Raw genomic sequence first — 15,757 nt, forward strand, 5'->3', positions numbered from 1 at the left:
GGCCAGGGCGCCACCGCCGGCCAACCCAAGGACTAAGGCGCCACCCCAACCAACCCAACGGGCCAGGGCGCCACCGCCAGCCGACAGGAGGGCTGCCTTAGCCCGGCATGCGGGCTCCCGCGACCGGGTTTTTATCGCTCGCCCGACAAGAGCTCCTCCGAGCACACGCTCCCGCGCGCCGGGGAATGCGCGGTGGCCGCGGACAGCCGTGATGCCGGGGGCCGGTGTTGCGGTTGGGTCGGTGTGGCGCCGTACCGTCGAATTCGGGTCTTGGAATGCAGAAAGGGCGCACCGGAGCGGCGCGCCCTTTCTGCGGTGGGGTTACTCGCCGTCGGCGAGGATGGCGTAGAGCTTGCGCTTGGTTTCGTTGAGGATCTCGAGGGCTCGCTGGCGCTGCTCCGGGGTGCCGTTGAAGCCGACCTGGCGCAGGGCGCTCATGATGCCGATCGCGGCGTCGCGGAAGTCCTGGACCTGCGACATCGTGTCATCGCTGAACTGCGCCCACGGCGGGTTCTCCGCGGCGGTCTGTGCCTCGGCGCGGCCGACTTCGGTGAGGGTGAAGCGCTTGCGGCCGCCGGTGGCCTCGGCCTCGATCAGGCCCTCGTCCTCGAGGAGCTGGAGGGTCGGGTAGACCGAGCCGGGGCTCGGGCGCCAGATGCCGCCGGTGCGGCTCTCCAGCTCCTGGATCATCTCGTACCCGTGCATCGGGCGCTCCAGCAGGAGCGCGAGCAGGGCGGGCCGGACGTTGGGGCGACTGCCACGACCGCCGCGGCGTTGGCCTCGGCCGCCGGGGCCCTCGTGTCCCCAGCCAGCGCCGCCGAAGCCGGGGCCGCCCTGGCCGAAGGGGAATCCGGGCGGGAACCCGAACCCGCGCATCCGAGCCTCGTGCAGACGACGCATGTGTTCGTGCCTCATGACTATCTCCGATCTGTTGGCGATAGTTAGACGATATATCGGCAACGTGTCGGCTGCAAGGGTTTCTTGAATCCGGCGGGGAGCGTCGGGTGTGCTGGGGCCGCCATCTGGCAATCTGATACCTGTGCTGACGGTGCCCATTCGCCAACTCGGGGAGCCCGAGCGGGCGACGGTCGAGCGGATCCTCGACCAAGACCCCTACGCCGGCGCTCAGATCGCCGAGCGCGTAGCGGCCCACGGGCTCAATTGGTGGCGCTCCGACGGACGCATTTACGGGTACGGCCAGGGTCGGGGCGTCGAATCCCTGTGCTGGTCGGGCGCGCACCTGGTGCCTGTCTGCGCCACCCCGCCGGCGGTCGCGGCGTTCGCCGATCTGCTCGGCGCCGACCCGCGCATCTGCTCCTCGATCATCGGCCGGGCCGACGCGGTGCTGGACCTGTGGGACCGCCTCGGCGGGCACTGGGGGCCGGCCCGGGACGTACGCCCCCACCAGCCGCTGCTTGTCGCCGACCGGGAGGCGCCGATCGCCCCCGACCCCGCTGTCCGTCTGGTCAGCCCCAGGGAAGTCGACCAGCTCTTCCCCGCCGCGGTGGCGATGTACACCGAAGAGGTCGGGGTGTCACCCCTGCTGGACGACGGCGGTCGCGGTTACAAGCGACGGATCGCGGAACTGGTACGCGGCGGACGGGCGTACGCGCGCTTCGTCGGCGATCGGGTGATCTTCAAGGCGGAGCTGGCGATCATCACGCGGCGTACGACGCAGGTGCAGGGCGTGTGGGTCGACCCGGAGTACCGCGGACGCGGACTCGCCGCGGGCGCGATGGCGGCGGTCCTGAACGATGCGCTCAGGCGGGTCGCGCCGACGGTGAGCCTGTATGTGAACGACTACAACAGTGCTGCTCGGCGGGTCTATGCGCGGTGTGGGTTCGTGCAGCAGGGCAGCTTCGCAACCGTACTGTTCTGAGGCCGGTCCGGAGCGGAGGCAGGGTGCAGAAGCCGTCGCGGCTCGTCTCCCACGTCACCGGTCTTGTTCCGCGGCGCCGGATGGTGGCGGTCGGCGTTGCCGGGGTGGTGGCGGTCGCGCTGCTGACGGTGAGCCGGAACCCGTGGAATCTGATCTTCCTGCAGGATCACCCGCTGCCGCTGGCGGTCAGCTGGCTCATGGTCTGTGTCCTGCTGGCCGTGGCGGTCTGGCTGCTGATCCCCACCGAGCACCGGCCGCTGATCTGGGCCTTCGTCGCTGTGGCCACCGTCGCGGTGCTCTGCGCCGGTGTCGCCGGTGCTGCGCTGGGCTCTTTCCTCTTCGAGAAGGAAGAACTGGTCAACCGGGCGGTGTCCGCCGACGGCCGCTACGAGGTGCGCGTCCTGTACTGGGTGGCGGTGATCGACGACGCCTGGGACATCGTCGTCCAACGCCGCGACGGCGCCCGCTTCGTGGCGGCGTACGCGGGCTGCCTCTACAGCGAGGCCGCCCGGTATGAGCGAATCCAGTCGGTGGAGTCGGGCCGGGCCCGGATAGTCACCGACGAGGGCGTGGTCGAGGTTCAGTTCGATCCCGACACCATGCGGATCACCAAGAGGATTCCCGCGGAGCTCTGCCCGGGGTACGGATAGAGCTCAGTGCACCGTCACCTGCGGGCCGGGCAGCAGCTCCCGCAGCTCGTCCGGCAGCTCCGCCCCCATCTCCTCGGCGAGGCGCAGTGCCTCCTCGACCAGCGTCTCCACGATCACCGCTTCCGGGACCGTCTTGATGACCTTGCCCTTGACGAAGATCTGGCCCTTGCCGTTGCCGGACGCCACGCCGAGGTCGGCCTCGCGCGCCTCGCCGGGGCCGTTCACGACGCAGCCCATGACGGCGACGCGCAGCGGTACCGGGAAGCCTTCCAGCGCCGCGGTGACCTGCTCGGCGAGGGTGTAGACGTCGACCTGGGCGCGGCCGCACGAGGGGCAGGAGACGATCTCGAGGCCGCGTTCGCGCAGGCCGAGGGATTCCAGGATGGCCTGGCCGACCTTGATCTCCTCGACCGGCGGGGCGGAGAGCGAGACGCGGATCGTGTCGCCGATGCCCTCCGCGAGCAGCGCGCCGAACGCGACCGCGCTCTTGATCGTGCCCTGGAAGGCCGGGCCCGCCTCGGTGACGCCGAGGTGCAGCGGGTAGTCGCACTGCTCGGCGAGCTGGCGGTACGCGCGGATCATGACGACCGGGTCGTTGTGCTTGACCGAGATCTTGATGTCGCGGAAGCCGTGCTCCTCGAAGAGCGAGCATTCCCAGAGCGCCGACTCGACGAGGGCCTCGGCGGTCGCCTTGCCGTACTTCTCCAGCAGGCGCTTGTCGAGCGAGCCCGCGTTGACGCCGATGCGGATCGGGGTGCCCGCGGCGGCGGCCGCCTTCGCGATCTCCTTGACCTTGTCGTCGAACTGGCGGATGTTGCCGGGGTTGACCCGGACGGCCGCGCAGCCGGCGTCGATCGCCGCGAAGACGTACTTGGGCTGGAAGTGGATGTCGGCGATCACCGGGATCTGCGACTTCTTGGCGATCGCGGGCAGCGCCTCGACGTCGTCCTGGGACGGGACCGCGACCCGGACGATCTGGCAGCCGGAGGCCGTCAGCTCGGCGATCTGCTGCAGCGTCGCGTTGACGTCCGAGGTGAGGGTGGTGGTCATCGACTGGACGCTGACCGGGGCGCCGCCGCCGACCAGGACGCCGCCGACGTTGATCTGCCGGCTCTGGCGCCGGGATGCCAGCGGCGGCGGGGGTACGGCGGGCATGCCGAGACTGACTGCGGTCATTTCACACTCACCTGGAGAAGATCGAGATCGGGTTGACGACGTCGGCGGTGATCGTCAGCAGCGTGAACGCGCCACCGATCAGGATGACGGCGTAAGTCAACGGCATGAGCTTGTAGTAGTCGACGCGCCCGGGGTCGGGCTTCTTCAGCCGAGCGTAGATCCACGACCGGATGCGCTCGTACCAGGCGATCGCGATGTGACCGCCGTCCACCGGCAGCAACGGGAGCAGGTTGAAGAGGCCGATGAAGACGTTCAGCGAAATGAAAATCATGAGGAAGATCTCGGGTACGCCGCGCTCGATCGCCTCGCCGCCGAGCCGGCTGGCACCGACCACGCTGATCGGGGTGTCCGGGTCGCGCTCGTCGCCGGTGATCGAGTTCCAGAGCGCGGGGATCTTCTCCGGGATCCGCTTCATCGCCGTGAAGGACGCCTTCACCAGCATCCAGCCGTAATCGAAGCTCGCGCCGACGCCGTCGACCGGCCCGTACGTGACCAGGCCCGGCATGTCCAGCTGGGGTCCGACACCGGCGACGGCGACCTGCTTGACCTCGCCGTCGGGATTGTCGAGCGGCGCGCGCTGGGCGGCGATGAGCTTGACGGTGGCGGTGCCGGCCACTCCGTCGCGGGTGTAGCCGAACGGGACCTCGCCGGGCGGGAGGGACCGGATCGCGTCGGTGAGCTGCCCGTAGTTGGCGATGGGCCGGCCGGCGACGCTGGTGACGAGGTCACCGGACTTGAGGCCGGCCACGGCAGCGGGCGCCTTGGGGTCGTTCGGCGCGCAGCCCTGCTGGTCGGTGATCACGACCTGCACGCACTCGCCAACCGAGATCTTCGCCGGGATGGCGCGCTCCTCGGCGGCGGTCTTCGGCACGTCCGGGTTCGGCAGACCGACGAAGACCGCGGCGAACCAGGTGGCGACGATCGCCAGCAGGAAGTGGGTAATCGAGCCGGCCGACATGACGACGGTGCGCTTCCAGACCGGGAAACGCCACATCGCCCGGTGCTCGTCCTGTGGCTCGACGTCGTCGTCCTGCGGCGTCATCCCCACGATCTTGCAGAAGCCGCCCAGCGGAATGGCCTTGAGGCCGTACTCGGTCTCGCCGCGTTTGAACGAGAAGATCGTCGGGCCGAAGCCGACGAAGTACTTCGTGACCTTCATGCCGAACCGCTTGGCCGTGATCATGTGGCCCAGCTCATGCAGGCTCACCGAGATCAGGATCGCGAGCGCGAAGGCCGCCGTCCCCAACCAGTACAGCATCAGGCTCCTTCAGCCGCAGTCGCGATCATCCGCTGTGCCTGGGACCGCGCCCAGGTCTCCGCGGCAAGCACCTCTTCGACGGTACCCGGTTCGTCGAAATCGGGCGCCGCCGCGAGCACCGCCGCCAGGGTGTCGACGATGCCCAGAAAAGGTAGCCGACCGGACACGAAAGCGGCCACACACTCCTCGTTCGCGGCGTTGAAGATCGCCGGACGGCAGCGGCCCGTCCGGCCGGCCTCCTTGGCGAGCTCGACGGCGGGGAACGCCTCGTCGTCCAGGGGCCGCAGCTCCCAGTTGTGCGCGAGGGTCCAGTCAACCGCCGCGGCGGCGTCCGGCACCCGGTCGGGCCAGGCCAGCGCGAGCGCGATCGGCAGGCGCATGTCCGGCGGGCTGGCCTGCGCGAGCGTGGAACCGTCGGTGAACTCGACCAGCGAGTGCAGCACCGACTGCGGGTGCACCATCACCTCGATGTCGTCGTACGGCACACCGAACAACTCGTGCGCCTCGATCACCTCCAGCCCCTTGTTCACCATCGTCGCGGAGTTGATGGTGACCACGGGCCCCATGTCCCACGTCGGGTGCTTCAGCGCCTCCTCGGGCGTGACGTTCGTCAACTCGGTGCGCCGCCGGTCACGGAAGGCGCCGCCGCTGGCGGTCAGCACCAGCCTCCGTACCTCCCGCCCGGTGCCGCCCCGCAGGCACTGGGCGAGCGCGGAATGCTCCGAGTCGACCGGAAGGATCTGGCCCGGCCGCGTCACCGCGGCCTTGACCAGAGGGCCGCCGGCCACGAGCGACTCCTTGTTGGCGAGCGCGAGGGTACGCCCGGAGCCCAGCGCCGCCAGCGTCGGAGCGAGCCCGAGGCTGCCGACCACGCCGTTGAGCACCACGTCACATGGCCACTGCGCGAGCTCGGTCATGGCATCCGGCCCCGCCACGATCTTGGGCAGCTTGAAGTCCCCGGTGGCCCAGCCCCGCTTCTGCGCCTCGGCGTAGAACGCCAGCTGCAGATCCTGCACGACACTCGACCGGGCGACCCCGACGACGTCGACCGCGAGCTCGAGCGCCTGGGCGGCGAGCAGCTCGACGTTGCCACCACCGGCCCCGAGCGCGACCACGCGGAACTTGTCCGGGTTGCGGCGGACGATGTCGATGGCCTGGGTACCGATGGACCCGGTGGAACCGAGCAGCACGAGCTCACGCATGACAGCCATCTTCCCGGACGCCCGCACGCCGCTGGCGCTCAGCCTTCCTCGTCGAGCAGGTCGGCCGGATCGACGGAGAACCGGAACGGCTCGCGCATCTCGAACGTCGCCCCGGCCGCCGCTGCGACAACCGGGAGGTATTCGCCGTCGACGAGTTCGTGAAGGATCAGTGAGGGGATGCGGTTCCGGAAGTCGACCCGGAGGAAGAACGGCACACCGGCCGCGGCGTACTCCCGGGGGCGATCGATGATGTCCTTACGCCGATTTCCCCGGGAGACGATCTCGCCTATGAGCGCGGCTTCACTGATCGGCATGACGGTCTTGCCGCCACCGGACTTGCGCAGCACGACGAAGTCCGGGATGAACAGGTCGTCGCCCGACACGATATTCACCTCGGGATAGGCCCACATGCCGGCTTTCCGAGCCGCCTGATGGAGCAGGAACGCCAGCTGCCTCTCGGCTGCCTGATGGTCGAAACCGGCATGTGGCGTCACGATCACACTCCCGCGGAAGACTTCGACCTTGGGGCCGTTGCTCTCCGGCAGCAGGTCGAGGGCCAGTTGGGCGGTCCACGGCTGGTCGAGGGTGCCGAGATTCTCGAACGACGGTTCGCGGTCGGGAAGGGCCATGGGACTCACCTCCTCGCGGGGCATCGTGTCGGAGTCAGCCTACTGCCGCCATGCTGTTCAACCCCGCCTGTGGACAAGTGGCTGGTGTGGGTATCCGGGGGGCATGCGAAACCTGCGCCGGCGGCTGGCCGTACCGTTCCGCCTGCTTCGGGGGCAGGATCTTGCCCTGCACGCCGCCGCGGTCACCTTCTACGCCGGAATCGCCGTCGTGCCCGTCGCGCTGCTCGCCGTCTGGATCACCGGGCTGGTCGCCGGGCCCGGCCGGGTACGCCGACTGACCGGTCAGGCCATCGCCGCCCTGCCGGATGCGATCGGTGCCCCGCACGCCCTCTCCCGGCTGATCGACGCCGGCCTCCACCTCACCCCGGTCCTCGCCCTCGCGAGCCTGCTCCCCGCCACCCTCTACGGCGAGGGCCTGCGCCGCGCCTTCGTGAGCCTGCGGGAGCCGGGTGAGTCACTGGTGGGCTGGCGCGGCCGCGTGCTCTGGCTGCCCCTTCTCGCGGCGTCGCCCGCGCTGTTGCTGGCGCTCTTCATGGCCCTGCCGGTCACGAGCGGGCTCTGGGTCCGCGGCGGCTGGTACGCGGTCGCCGGCGTGGTCCTGTCCTTCCTGGCCGCCTGGCTGGTGCTCACCCCGGTGGTGGTCTGGGTCTACCGCGGGGTGGCGCCCGGCCGCCCGGAGTGGCTCTCGACGGTGCTGGTCGGCTCGTTCACCGCCGCCAACCTCTCCGGCTTCCTGCACGGGTTCGTGCTCTTCTGCTCCCTGCCGTTGGACCTGGGCGTGCCGTTCGGCGGCTTCACCGAGATCGGCGGGGTGGTGGCGGTGGGTCTGTGGCTGTACCTCTTCCACGTGATCCTGCTGGCCGGTTTCGCCGCCACTCAGAGCGCCAGCGCGTACCAGCGCGCTAGACGTGCACGGTCTGAGGTTCCTCCGCGGCCGGAGCCGGGGCCGGCGGCGTCTCATGGATGCCGAAGCGGGCGTAGAAGCGGCCCAGGATCCCCGGCGCCCACCAGTTCCACCGGCCCAGCAGCCGCATCGTCGCCGGGACCAGCAGCGCTCTGACCAGTGTCGCGTCCACGAGGATCGCCACGATCATGCCGGTGCCGATGGTCTTGATGACGGTCACGCCGCCGGTGGCGAAGCCCGCCACCACGGTGATCAGCAGCAGCGCGGCGGCCGTGATGATGCCGCCGGTGTGCTGGAGGCCGGTGGCGACCGCGGCCGTGTTGTCGCCGCGGGCGTCCCATTCCTCGCGGACCCGGGAGAGCAGGAACACCTCGTAGTCGGTCGCCAGCCCGAAGAGCACGGCCAGCACCAGGATCATGTTGCTGGGTTCGATGAAGCCGGTGGACTCGAAGCGCAGCAGGTTCTCGAGGTGGCCGTCCTGGAAGATCCAGACGACCACGCCGAAGGACGCGCCGATCGAGACCACGTTCATGAGCACCGCCTTGATCGGCAGCAGCACCGAGCCGAACGCCAGGAACAGCAGCACGAAGGTGGCCACCGTCATGATCAACGCCATCCACGGCAGCCGGGCGGCCAGGCTCTCCAGCAGGTCCAAGTCGATGGCCGGGCGGCCACCGACGAGCACCTCGGCACCGGCGGGCGGGGGCAGGTCGCGGATGCCTGCGACGATCCGCCGCGCGTCGGCGCTGGAGAGCGTGGGCGGGTAGGTCACGGTGATGAGCGAGGAGCCGCCCTTCGACGCCGTCACGGTGGCTCCGGTGACGTCCGGCAGCGCGGCGATGCGCTCGGGCAGTCCGGTGGCCGGACCGGTGATCAGCACGGTGATCGGGTCCTCCCCGCCGCCCGGGAACTCGCGGTCCAGCCGCTCGCCGACGACCCGGGCCGCGGATCCCGGGGGCAGCACGCGCTCGTCGAAGCCGCCGAACTCCACGCGCAGGAAGGGCGCCGCGAAGGCGACGAGGACCGCGAGCACGCCCACGACGTACAGGATGGGGCGTTTCATGACGCTGTGCGCGACCTTGGCCCATCCCCCGCCGGCACCGGCGCGCTTGCGCGACGGGAACGGGATGCGCAGCTTGTCGATGCGGTGGCCGAGCAGGGACAGCGCCGCGGGGAGCACGGTGAGGGCGGCCAGCATCGCGACCAGCACGGCGGCCATGCCGCCGATCGCCAGGCCGCCGAGGAACGGCTGCGGGAAGATCAGCAGGCTGGAGAGCGCGAGGACGATGGTCAGGCCCGAGACCATGACGGTACGCCCGGCCGTCGCGACCGTGGTCCGGATGGCGGCCGGCACGTCATGGCCGTGCGCCAGCTCCTCGCGGAAGCGGCTGACCACGAAGAGCGAGTAGTCGACGGCCATGCCGAGCCCGAGCAGGGTGATGACGTTGATCGCGAAGACCGAGATGTCGGTGACGTAGGTCAGCGCCCGGACGGCGAGGAACGCCCCGAGGATCGCGATGCCGCCGATGAGCAGCGGGGAGAGCGCGGCGATCAGGCCACGGAAGATCAGCACGAGCAGCACGAAGAGCACCGGCAGGGAGAAGATCTCCGCCCGGGTGATGTCCTTCTCGGTCTGACTGTTGGCCTGGTCGGTGAAGGCGACCAGGCCGCCGACCTCGGTACGCAGCCCGGGGGCGGCGAAGCCGGGCTCGATGCGGTGGTACGCCGCCAGCTTCCCGTCCTCGTCGCCCGCCCTCAGGTAGACGGCGGCGTACGTGGCGTGCTTGTCGGTGCTGACCAGCGTGGGCGGCGCCTGCGGGTCGGCGTAGCTCGCCACCTGCTCGACGTCGGCCTGCGCGCGGATGCGGGCCACGGCTGCGGACACTGCTTGCCGGAAGGCGTCGTCGTCGACCGTCGCGGTGCCGCTGGACCACAGCACCACCAGGTCCGGGTCGCGCGTGCCGAGCTGCTGCGCGATGCCGGCGGCGGCGCGGTTGGACTCGCTGTCCGGGTCGTCGTAGCCGCCGCCGGTCAGCGCGCCGAAGACCCCGGCTCCCCAGGTGGCGCCCGCCACGACCAGCGCCAGCGCGGCGGCGACGACCCACCAGCGCAGCCGTACGACCGCACTGCCCCACCACCGGAACATTCGTCTGCCTCCCGGGTCAGCCGTTAGAGTCGCCACAGATCGATCGCAGATCAGTGAACGCCGTTTACTCTGGCAAACGGTGTTAGCACCCGTCAATTTCCGCCCGGGCCGATGGAGGCGACTGTGACGATGACCACGCCCAGCCGCCGGGAACGGCTGCGCGCGGAGACCGTCACCGAGATCAAGGACGCCGCCCGGCGCCTGCTGGTCGCCGGCGGCCCCCCGGCCGTGTCACTGCGGGCCATCGCCCGGGACGTGGGCATGACCGCGCCGGCGCTGTACCGCTACTTCCCCGGCCTCGACGCCCTGGTCCTGGCGATCGTCACCGACCTCTTCGAGGACCTTCGCATCACCGTCGAGGACGTCGCCGCGGAATACGCCGACGAGGAACCTCTTACCCGCGTCGGGCACATGGCACGCGGATTCCGGCGGTGGGCGCTCGACCACCCCGCCGAGTTCGCCCTGATGTTCGGCAGCCCGGTTCCGGGGGTCACGCAGTTCGCGGAGCACTGCGCGCCGGGGCCGGTCAACGACGCCGGGGCGCGCTTCGGCGAGACCTTCTTCGCGGTCCTGGGCGAGCACTTCGCGCGGCATCCGTTCGGCGACGAGCCCGACGATCTGCCCGACCCGGCCCTGCGCGAGCTCCTCCGGCCGTACCTGGAGACCTTCGGCGAGCGCTTCCCCCTGCCGGTCGTCGCCCTGTTCCTCGCGGCCTGGACCCGGCTGTACGGGCTCGTGGCCATGGAGGTCTTCGGCCACCTGGCCTGGGCGGTCACCGACGTCGAGCCGCTCTTCGAAGCGGAATTGGCCCGGACCGTCCGCCAGTTGGCGCGCTAAGCTCGGCGGCCATGAGCGCTCTGCCGGGACGTGCCGACGTCGTGATCATCGGATCGGGCCACAACGGCCTGGTCTCCGCCGTGCTGCTGGCCCGCGCCGGCCTCGACGTCGTCGTGCTCGAGGCTGCCGACGTCCTGGGCGGCGCCACCCGCACCGAGCACCCGTTCGGCAAGGTGCCCGGCCTCGGCCAGTCCACGGGGTCGTATCTGCTGGGCCTCATGCCGCCGGAGCTGCTGGCGACGCTCGACGTCGACATCCCCGTGCTGCGCCGCGACCCGCACTACTTCCTGCCCACGCCGGGCGGTCCCGGCTCTCCGTACCTGCTTTTCGGCAGCGACCGCGACGCCACCCGCGCCCAGATGGAGCAGTTCTTCTCGCCCCGCGACATCGCCGCGGACGAGGCTCTGCAGGTCGAGATCGCCGCGCTGCGCGCCGACCTCGCGCCCGCGTGGCTGCAAGAGCCGGCGTCCGTCGAGGAGATCGCCGACCGCCACATCCGGCCGCAGCTCCAAAGCACCTTCATCGATCTGGTACGCGGCTCCGTCGCCGACTACCTCCAGCGCTTCGGCTTCAAGAGCGAACTGCTGATGAGCATGTACGCGGTGACCGACGGCCTCTCCGGGCTCAACGCCGGCCCCGACGACCCGGGCACCGGCCACAACTTCCTGGTCCACAACATGTGCCGCCTGCCCGGCGCGGACGGCACGTGGATGGTCGCGGCGGGCGGCATGGGAACGGTCTCCCGGACCTTCGCGTCCGCTGCGCGGTCCGCAGGAGCCCAGATCTTCACCGGTACGCCGGTGAGCGCCGTGACCGTCTCCCACGGGGCGGCGACCGGCGTGGCCCTCGCCGACGGCCGGACCATCTCGGCGCGGGTCGTGCTGGGCTCGTGCGACCCCTACCAGCTCATGTCCCTGGTGCCCGAGGGCGCGCTGCCGGAGGCCCTCACCGCGCGGATGGCGGCGGTCAAGCGCACCGGCACGACGATGAAGCTGAACCTCGCGCTGTCAGGCCTGCCGCGCTTCACCTGCCTGCCGGAGGACGCCGCGTCGCCGTTCGGCTCGACGATCCACCTCCTGCCCGGCTCGGCGGGGCTGAGCCTTACCGCGGCGGAAAACCGAGGCAACATCGTCATGGCAGGCCTGGCCGAGTCCGACTCCCCCATGGCCGCGCTACGGGCGATGTGGGCGGACGTGCAGGCCGGACGCCTCCCCGCGGAGCCGACCATCGAGTGGTACCTGCACACCACGGTCGACAAGTCGTTGCAGGACGAGGCCGGACACCACTCGTCGGCGCTGTTCGTGCAGTCGGTCCCGTACGAGCTCGACGGCACGACCTGGGACGAGGCGCTGCCCGGCTACGTCACCCGGCTGCTGGAGATCTGCGACCGCTACGCGCCGGGTACGTCCTCGCTGGTGGCGGACATGATGCCGCTGACGCCGCAGGGCATCGAGCGGCACTTCGGCATCACCGGCGGCCACATCCACCACGTCGACAACACGGTCGCCTTCGACGAGCGCATGCCGTACTTCACCGGCCTGGACGGCCTCTACGCCGGCTCGGCGGGCGCCCACCCGGCCGGCAGCGTGATCGGCGCCGCCGGCCACAACGCCGCCAAGCGCATCCTGGCGGACCTGGGCCGCTAAGGCGGCGACAAGGTCCCGCGGGCCGGCGTCAAGAACGCGCCAAGGCCATCGCCGGCGAGCCCTGGGCGAGGCTTGACTGGCGGCGTGCTGAGTTTCCTGAAGCGCCTGGTGGTGGGTCGCCCGTTGCGCAGCGACCGGCTGGGCGAGACGCTGCTGCCGAAGAAGCTGGCCCTGCCGATCTTCGCGTCCGACCCGCTGTCCTCGGTGGCGTACGCGACCCAGGAGATCCTGCTGGTGCTGGCGCTGGGCGGGCTGACGTACCTGTTCCTTGCGCCCTGGGTCGCGCTGGCCGTCGTGGTGCTGCTGGCGGTCGTCGTCGCCTCGTACCGGCAGGTGGTGCGCGCCTACCCCAGCGGCGGCGGGTCCTACGAGGTCGCCTCGCGCAACCTCGGCCGCTCCGCCGGGCTGGTCGTGGCGGCCGCCCTGCTGGTGGACTACATCATGACCGTGGCGGTGTCGGTGGCCGCCGGCGTCGACAACATCATCTCCGCGGCGCCCGCGCTGAACCCGCACCGGGTGTCCATCAACATCTTCTTCGTGGTGGTGCTGACCGCGATGAACCTGCGCGGCGTACGGGAGTCGGGCAAGACGTTCGCCTGGCCGACGTACCTGTTCATCGCCGGCGTGCTGACGCTGATCACCGTGGGCCTGGGCCGGGCGCTGGCCGGGCACGCGCCGGTGGCCGAGTCCGCGAGCTGGGCGATCCGTCCCGAGCACGCAGGGCTGACCGGGCTGGCTCTGGCGCTGCTGAGCCTGCGGGCGTTCGCGTCCGGCTGCACCGCGCTGACCGGGGTGGAGGCCATCTCCAACGGGGTGCCGGCGTTCCGGCCGCCGAAGGCGGACAACGCCGCGCGAACGATGCTGGCCATGGGCCTCATCGCGATCACCATGTTCGCCGGCATCACCGCTCTCGCCCTGGTCGCGCACGTCCGCGTCGCCGGGAACACCTGCGATCTCGCCGGCTTCCCCGGTGACTGCACGACCGAGCCGCAGCGGACCGTCATCGCGCAGCTCGCGGCGGCGGTGTTCGGCGGCGGCAGCGCCGGGTTCTTCTTCATCCTGGCGACGACCGCGCTGATCCTCATCCTGGCGGCCAACACGGCCTTCAACGGCTTCCCGCTGCTGGGGGCGATCCTCGCGCAGGACCGGTACCTGCCCCGGCAGCTGCACACCCGCGGCGACCGGCTGGCGTTCTCCAACGGCATCGTGCTGCTCGCGCTGGTCGCCGGCGCGCTGATCTGGGCGTACGAGGGGTCGGTCACCAAACTCATCCAGCTGTACATCCTGGGCGTGTTCACGTCCTTCACCCTCAGCCAGGCCGGAATGGTCCGGCACTGGAACCGGGCGCTGGTCACCGAGCGGGATGCGGCCGTCCGCCGCGGGCTGCACCGCTCCCGGGCGATCAACTCACTGGGCTGCGCGTTCACCGGGCTGGTCCTGGTCATCGTGTTGGCCACCAAGTTCACCCACGGCGCCTATCTGGTCGTGGTCGCCGTACCGCTGCTGTACGCCCTGATGCGCGCGGTCCGGACGCACTACGACCGGGTCGGCGCGGAGCTCGAACCCGAGCCGGGCGGCGTCGTCATGCCGTCGCGGGTGCACGCCGTGGTGCTGGTGTCCCGTGTGCACCGCCCGACCCTGCAGGCCCTCGCGTACGCCCGCGCCACCCGCCCCGACACCCTCACCGCCGTCACGGTCGCCATCAGCCACGACGAGGTCGAGAAGCTGGAGGAGCAGTGGGCCGACCGGCGGCTGCCGGTGCCACTGACAGTGCTCGACTCCCCGTACCGTGAGATCACCGACCCGATCCTCGACTACGTCAACCGGTTGCGCGCCGAGGGACCGAGGGATCTGGTGGTCGTCTACATCCCCGAGTACGTGGTCGGCCGGTGGTGGGAGCAGCTGCTGCACAATCAGAGCGCCCTGCGGCTCAAGGCACGGCTGCTGTTCCAGCGGCGTGTCATGGTGGTGAGCGTGCCCTGGCAGTTGGACTCCAGCTCGCGACGACAGCCTCGGGAACGCGTTCACGCGGGAGAGCGCGACACGTGAGCGGGGCGAGCCCGACGCCCCGGTGGCGGCGAACCGCAGTCGGTGCCGGCGTGGCCGTCGCCGGGCTGACCCTCACGACCGCCGTCCTGGTGCCCGCCCGGGTGCACCTCTCGCTGGCGAGCGTAGTGCTGATCTATCTCGTGCCCGTCGTCGCCACCGCGGCGACCGGTGGCTGGGTTCCCGCGACGGCCTCGGTCGTCGCCGCGGACCTGCTCGTCAACTACCTCTTCGTGCCGCCGTTCCACACCTTCGTGGTGGAGACCGGGGACAACATCGTCGTCCTCGGTGTCTACATCGGCGTCGCCGCCTCGGTCAGCCTCGCCGTCGACCTGGCCGCCCGGCACCGCGCCGCCGCGATCCGCCGGGAGGCCGAGGCCGCGCTCCTGGCCCGGGCCGGCGGCGAGCCGGTCGACGACTCGCTGGCCGCGCTGCTGCGGCAGGTCCGGGACACCTACCGGATGCGCAGCGTCGCACTGATTGACGGCGACCGTACGGTCGAGCGGATCGGGCCGCCGCCGTCGGGCGAACCCGTGCTGTCGGTCGCGGCCGGCGGCGGCCTGCGCCTGCTCACGTGGGGACCGAAGCTGTTCGCCGAGGACCACCGTGCCCTCGCGCGGCTGGCCACGGCCGCCGCGCGCACGCTGGAGACCCATCGGCTGGCCGGGAAGGCGGCCCGTGCCGAGGAACTCGCCCACATCGACCGGGTCCGGGCCGCCCTGCTCGGCGCCGTGGGCCACGACCTGCGCACCCCCCTCGCCGGGATCAAGGCCGCGGTGTCGAGCCTGCGCCAGCCCGACGTCGACTTCTCCCCCGAGGACCGGGCCGAGCTGCTGGCAACGGTCGAGGAGTCGGCGGACCGGCTCACCGCCGTGGTCGGCAACCTGCTGTCGCTGAGCCGCCTCCAGGCCGGCGTGTTGTCCGTCGACGCCCGGCCCACCGCGCTGGACGCCGTGGTCGCCCGCGCGGTCCTCGACTCCGACACCGGCGGCGTGGAGGTGCTGGTCGACGTACCCGACGACCTTCCGCTCGCCGTTGCCGACGGCGGGTTGCTGGAACGGGTCCTGGCCAACCTGATCGCCAACGCGTGCGCGGCCGGGCCACCCGGCCGGCCGGTGCAGGTCCGGGGGCACCTCGACGAGGCGGAACTGCACCTGCGGGTGATCGACCACGGGCCGGGCATCGCGCCCGCCGACCGGGAGCGGGTCTTCACGCCCTTTCAGCGACTCGACGACCACACCAGCGGCGGCCTCGGGCTGGGCCTGGCCATCGCGCGCGGGTTCACCGAGGCCCAGGGCGGCACGCTCACCCCCTCGGACACCCCGGGCGGGGGGCTGACGATGACCATCACCCTGCCCGTGGCGGATGTGCGAGGGTGACCGGC

12 protein-coding genes and 1 pseudogene are annotated in these 15,757 nt (G+C 71.0%); 7 read left to right on the top strand and 6 right to left on the bottom strand.

Features of this window, described 5'->3' with window-relative positions; genetic code table 11:
• Positions 1 to 321 precede the first annotated feature (321 nt).
• Positions 322 to 915 carry a PadR family transcriptional regulator gene (locus AB0368_RS35480; protein WP_366158421.1) on the bottom strand — a complete coding sequence of 198 codons (594 nt, stop codon included), beginning with the start codon at positions 913 to 915 and terminating at the stop codon, positions 322 to 324.
• A 124-nt stretch (positions 916 to 1,039) separates the two neighbouring features.
• Here AB0368_RS35480 and AB0368_RS35485 point away from each other — a divergent pair, with 124 nt between their 5' ends.
• Complete coding sequence (locus AB0368_RS35485) at positions 1,040 to 1,879, top strand: GNAT family N-acetyltransferase (RefSeq protein ID WP_366158422.1); 840 nt, start codon at positions 1,040 to 1,042, stop codon at positions 1,877 to 1,879.
• A gap of 23 nt (positions 1,880 to 1,902) precedes the next feature.
• Entirely contained in the window at positions 1,903 to 2,529 is a 627-nt protein-coding gene (locus AB0368_RS35490) for a hypothetical protein (protein WP_366158423.1), read from the top strand.
• Between the two features lie 3 nt (positions 2,530 to 2,532).
• Here AB0368_RS35490 and ispG read toward each other — a convergent pair whose 3' ends face one another.
• Genes ispG through AB0368_RS35510 form a run of 4 tightly spaced genes read right to left on the bottom strand, consistent with a single transcriptional unit; the run spans position 2,533 to position 6,794 of the window.
• Entirely contained in the window at positions 2,533 to 3,705 is a 1,173-nt protein-coding gene (gene ispG / locus AB0368_RS35495) for a flavodoxin-dependent (E)-4-hydroxy-3-methylbut-2-enyl-diphosphate synthase (protein ID WP_366158424.1), read from the bottom strand.
• Positions 3,706 to 3,712: 7 nt separating this feature from the next.
• Positions 3,713 to 4,963, bottom strand: coding sequence for a site-2 protease family protein (locus AB0368_RS35500; protein ID WP_366158425.1), 1,251 nt, complete (start codon positions 4,961 to 4,963; stop codon positions 3,713 to 3,715).
• Positions 4,963 to 6,174, bottom strand: a complete 1,212-nt coding sequence (gene dxr, locus AB0368_RS35505; RefSeq protein ID WP_366158426.1) for a 1-deoxy-D-xylulose-5-phosphate reductoisomerase — start codon at positions 6,172 to 6,174, stop codon at positions 4,963 to 4,965. Before dxr ends, AB0368_RS35500 begins: the two co-directional genes overlap by 1 nt.
• Positions 6,175 to 6,203: 29 nt before the next feature.
• Entirely contained in the window at positions 6,204 to 6,794 is a 591-nt protein-coding gene (locus AB0368_RS35510) for a Uma2 family endonuclease (RefSeq protein WP_366158427.1), read from the bottom strand.
• Positions 6,795 to 6,897: 103 nt separating this feature from the next.
• Here AB0368_RS35510 and AB0368_RS35515 point away from each other — a divergent pair, with 103 nt between their 5' ends.
• Entirely contained in the window at positions 6,898 to 7,854 is a 957-nt protein-coding gene (locus AB0368_RS35515) for a YhjD/YihY/BrkB family envelope integrity protein (RefSeq protein WP_366158428.1), read from the top strand.
• On the opposite strand, the pseudogene AB0368_RS35520 reads toward AB0368_RS35515, so the two are convergent.
• Positions 7,853 to 9,844 (bottom strand): annotated as a pseudogene (locus tag AB0368_RS35520) (MMPL family transporter); the annotation flags it as partial. The gene AB0368_RS35515 and the pseudogene AB0368_RS35520 sit on opposite strands and share 2 nt — an antisense overlap.
• A 129-nt stretch (positions 9,845 to 9,973) precedes the next feature.
• Between AB0368_RS35520 and AB0368_RS35525 the strand changes: the two are divergent.
• The 4 genes from AB0368_RS35525 (at position 9,974) to AB0368_RS35540 (ending at position 15,752) form a co-directional block, all read left to right on the top strand.
• Positions 9,974 to 10,681, top strand: coding sequence for a TetR/AcrR family transcriptional regulator (locus AB0368_RS35525; protein ID WP_366158472.1), 708 nt, complete (start codon positions 9,974 to 9,976; stop codon positions 10,679 to 10,681).
• Positions 10,682 to 10,692: 11 nt separating this feature from the next.
• On the top strand, positions 10,693 to 12,327 hold the full coding sequence (locus tag AB0368_RS35530) for an NAD(P)/FAD-dependent oxidoreductase (RefSeq protein ID WP_366158429.1): 1,635 nt from the start codon (positions 10,693 to 10,695) through the stop codon (positions 12,325 to 12,327).
• Positions 12,328 to 12,411: 84 nt separating this feature from the next.
• Entirely contained in the window at positions 12,412 to 14,376 is a 1,965-nt protein-coding gene (locus tag AB0368_RS35535; protein WP_366158430.1) for an APC family permease, read from the top strand.
• A gap of 50 nt (positions 14,377 to 14,426) precedes the next feature.
• The gene (locus AB0368_RS35540) at positions 14,427 to 15,752 is read left to right on the top strand and encodes an ATP-binding protein (RefSeq protein ID WP_366158431.1); all 1,326 of its coding nucleotides are present in this window, start codon (positions 14,427 to 14,429) and stop codon (positions 15,750 to 15,752) included.
• Positions 15,753 to 15,757: the final 5 nt, after the last annotated feature.

The organism is Actinoplanes sp. NPDC051475, assembly GCF_040689425.1.
Lineage (GTDB): Bacteria > Actinomycetota > Actinomycetes > Mycobacteriales > Micromonosporaceae > Actinoplanes.

What these genes read in the sequence shown, in the direction of transcription:
- AB0368_RS35480 (WP_366158421.1), bottom strand. Translation starts at nt 915, where the DNA reads ATGAGGCACGAACACATGCGTCGTCTGCACGAGGCTCGGATGCGCGGG.
- ispG (WP_366158424.1), bottom strand. Translation starts at nt 3,705, where the DNA reads ATGACCGCAGTCAGTCTCGGCATGCCCGCCGTACCCCCGCCGCCGCTG.
- AB0368_RS35500 (WP_366158425.1), bottom strand. Translation starts at nt 4,963, where the DNA reads ATGCTGTACTGGTTGGGGACGGCGGCCTTCGCGCTCGCGATCCTGATC.
- dxr (WP_366158426.1), bottom strand. Translation starts at nt 6,174, where the DNA reads ATGGCTGTCATGCGTGAGCTCGTGCTGCTCGGTTCCACCGGGTCCATC.
- AB0368_RS35510 (WP_366158427.1), bottom strand. Translation starts at nt 6,794, where the DNA reads ATGGCCCTTCCCGACCGCGAACCGTCGTTCGAGAATCTCGGCACCCTC.
- AB0368_RS35515 (WP_366158428.1), top strand. Translation starts at nt 6,898, where the DNA reads ATGCGAAACCTGCGCCGGCGGCTGGCCGTACCGTTCCGCCTGCTTCGG.
- AB0368_RS35525 (WP_366158472.1), top strand. Translation starts at nt 9,974, where the DNA reads ATGACCACGCCCAGCCGCCGGGAACGGCTGCGCGCGGAGACCGTCACC.
- AB0368_RS35530 (WP_366158429.1), top strand. Translation starts at nt 10,693, where the DNA reads ATGAGCGCTCTGCCGGGACGTGCCGACGTCGTGATCATCGGATCGGGC.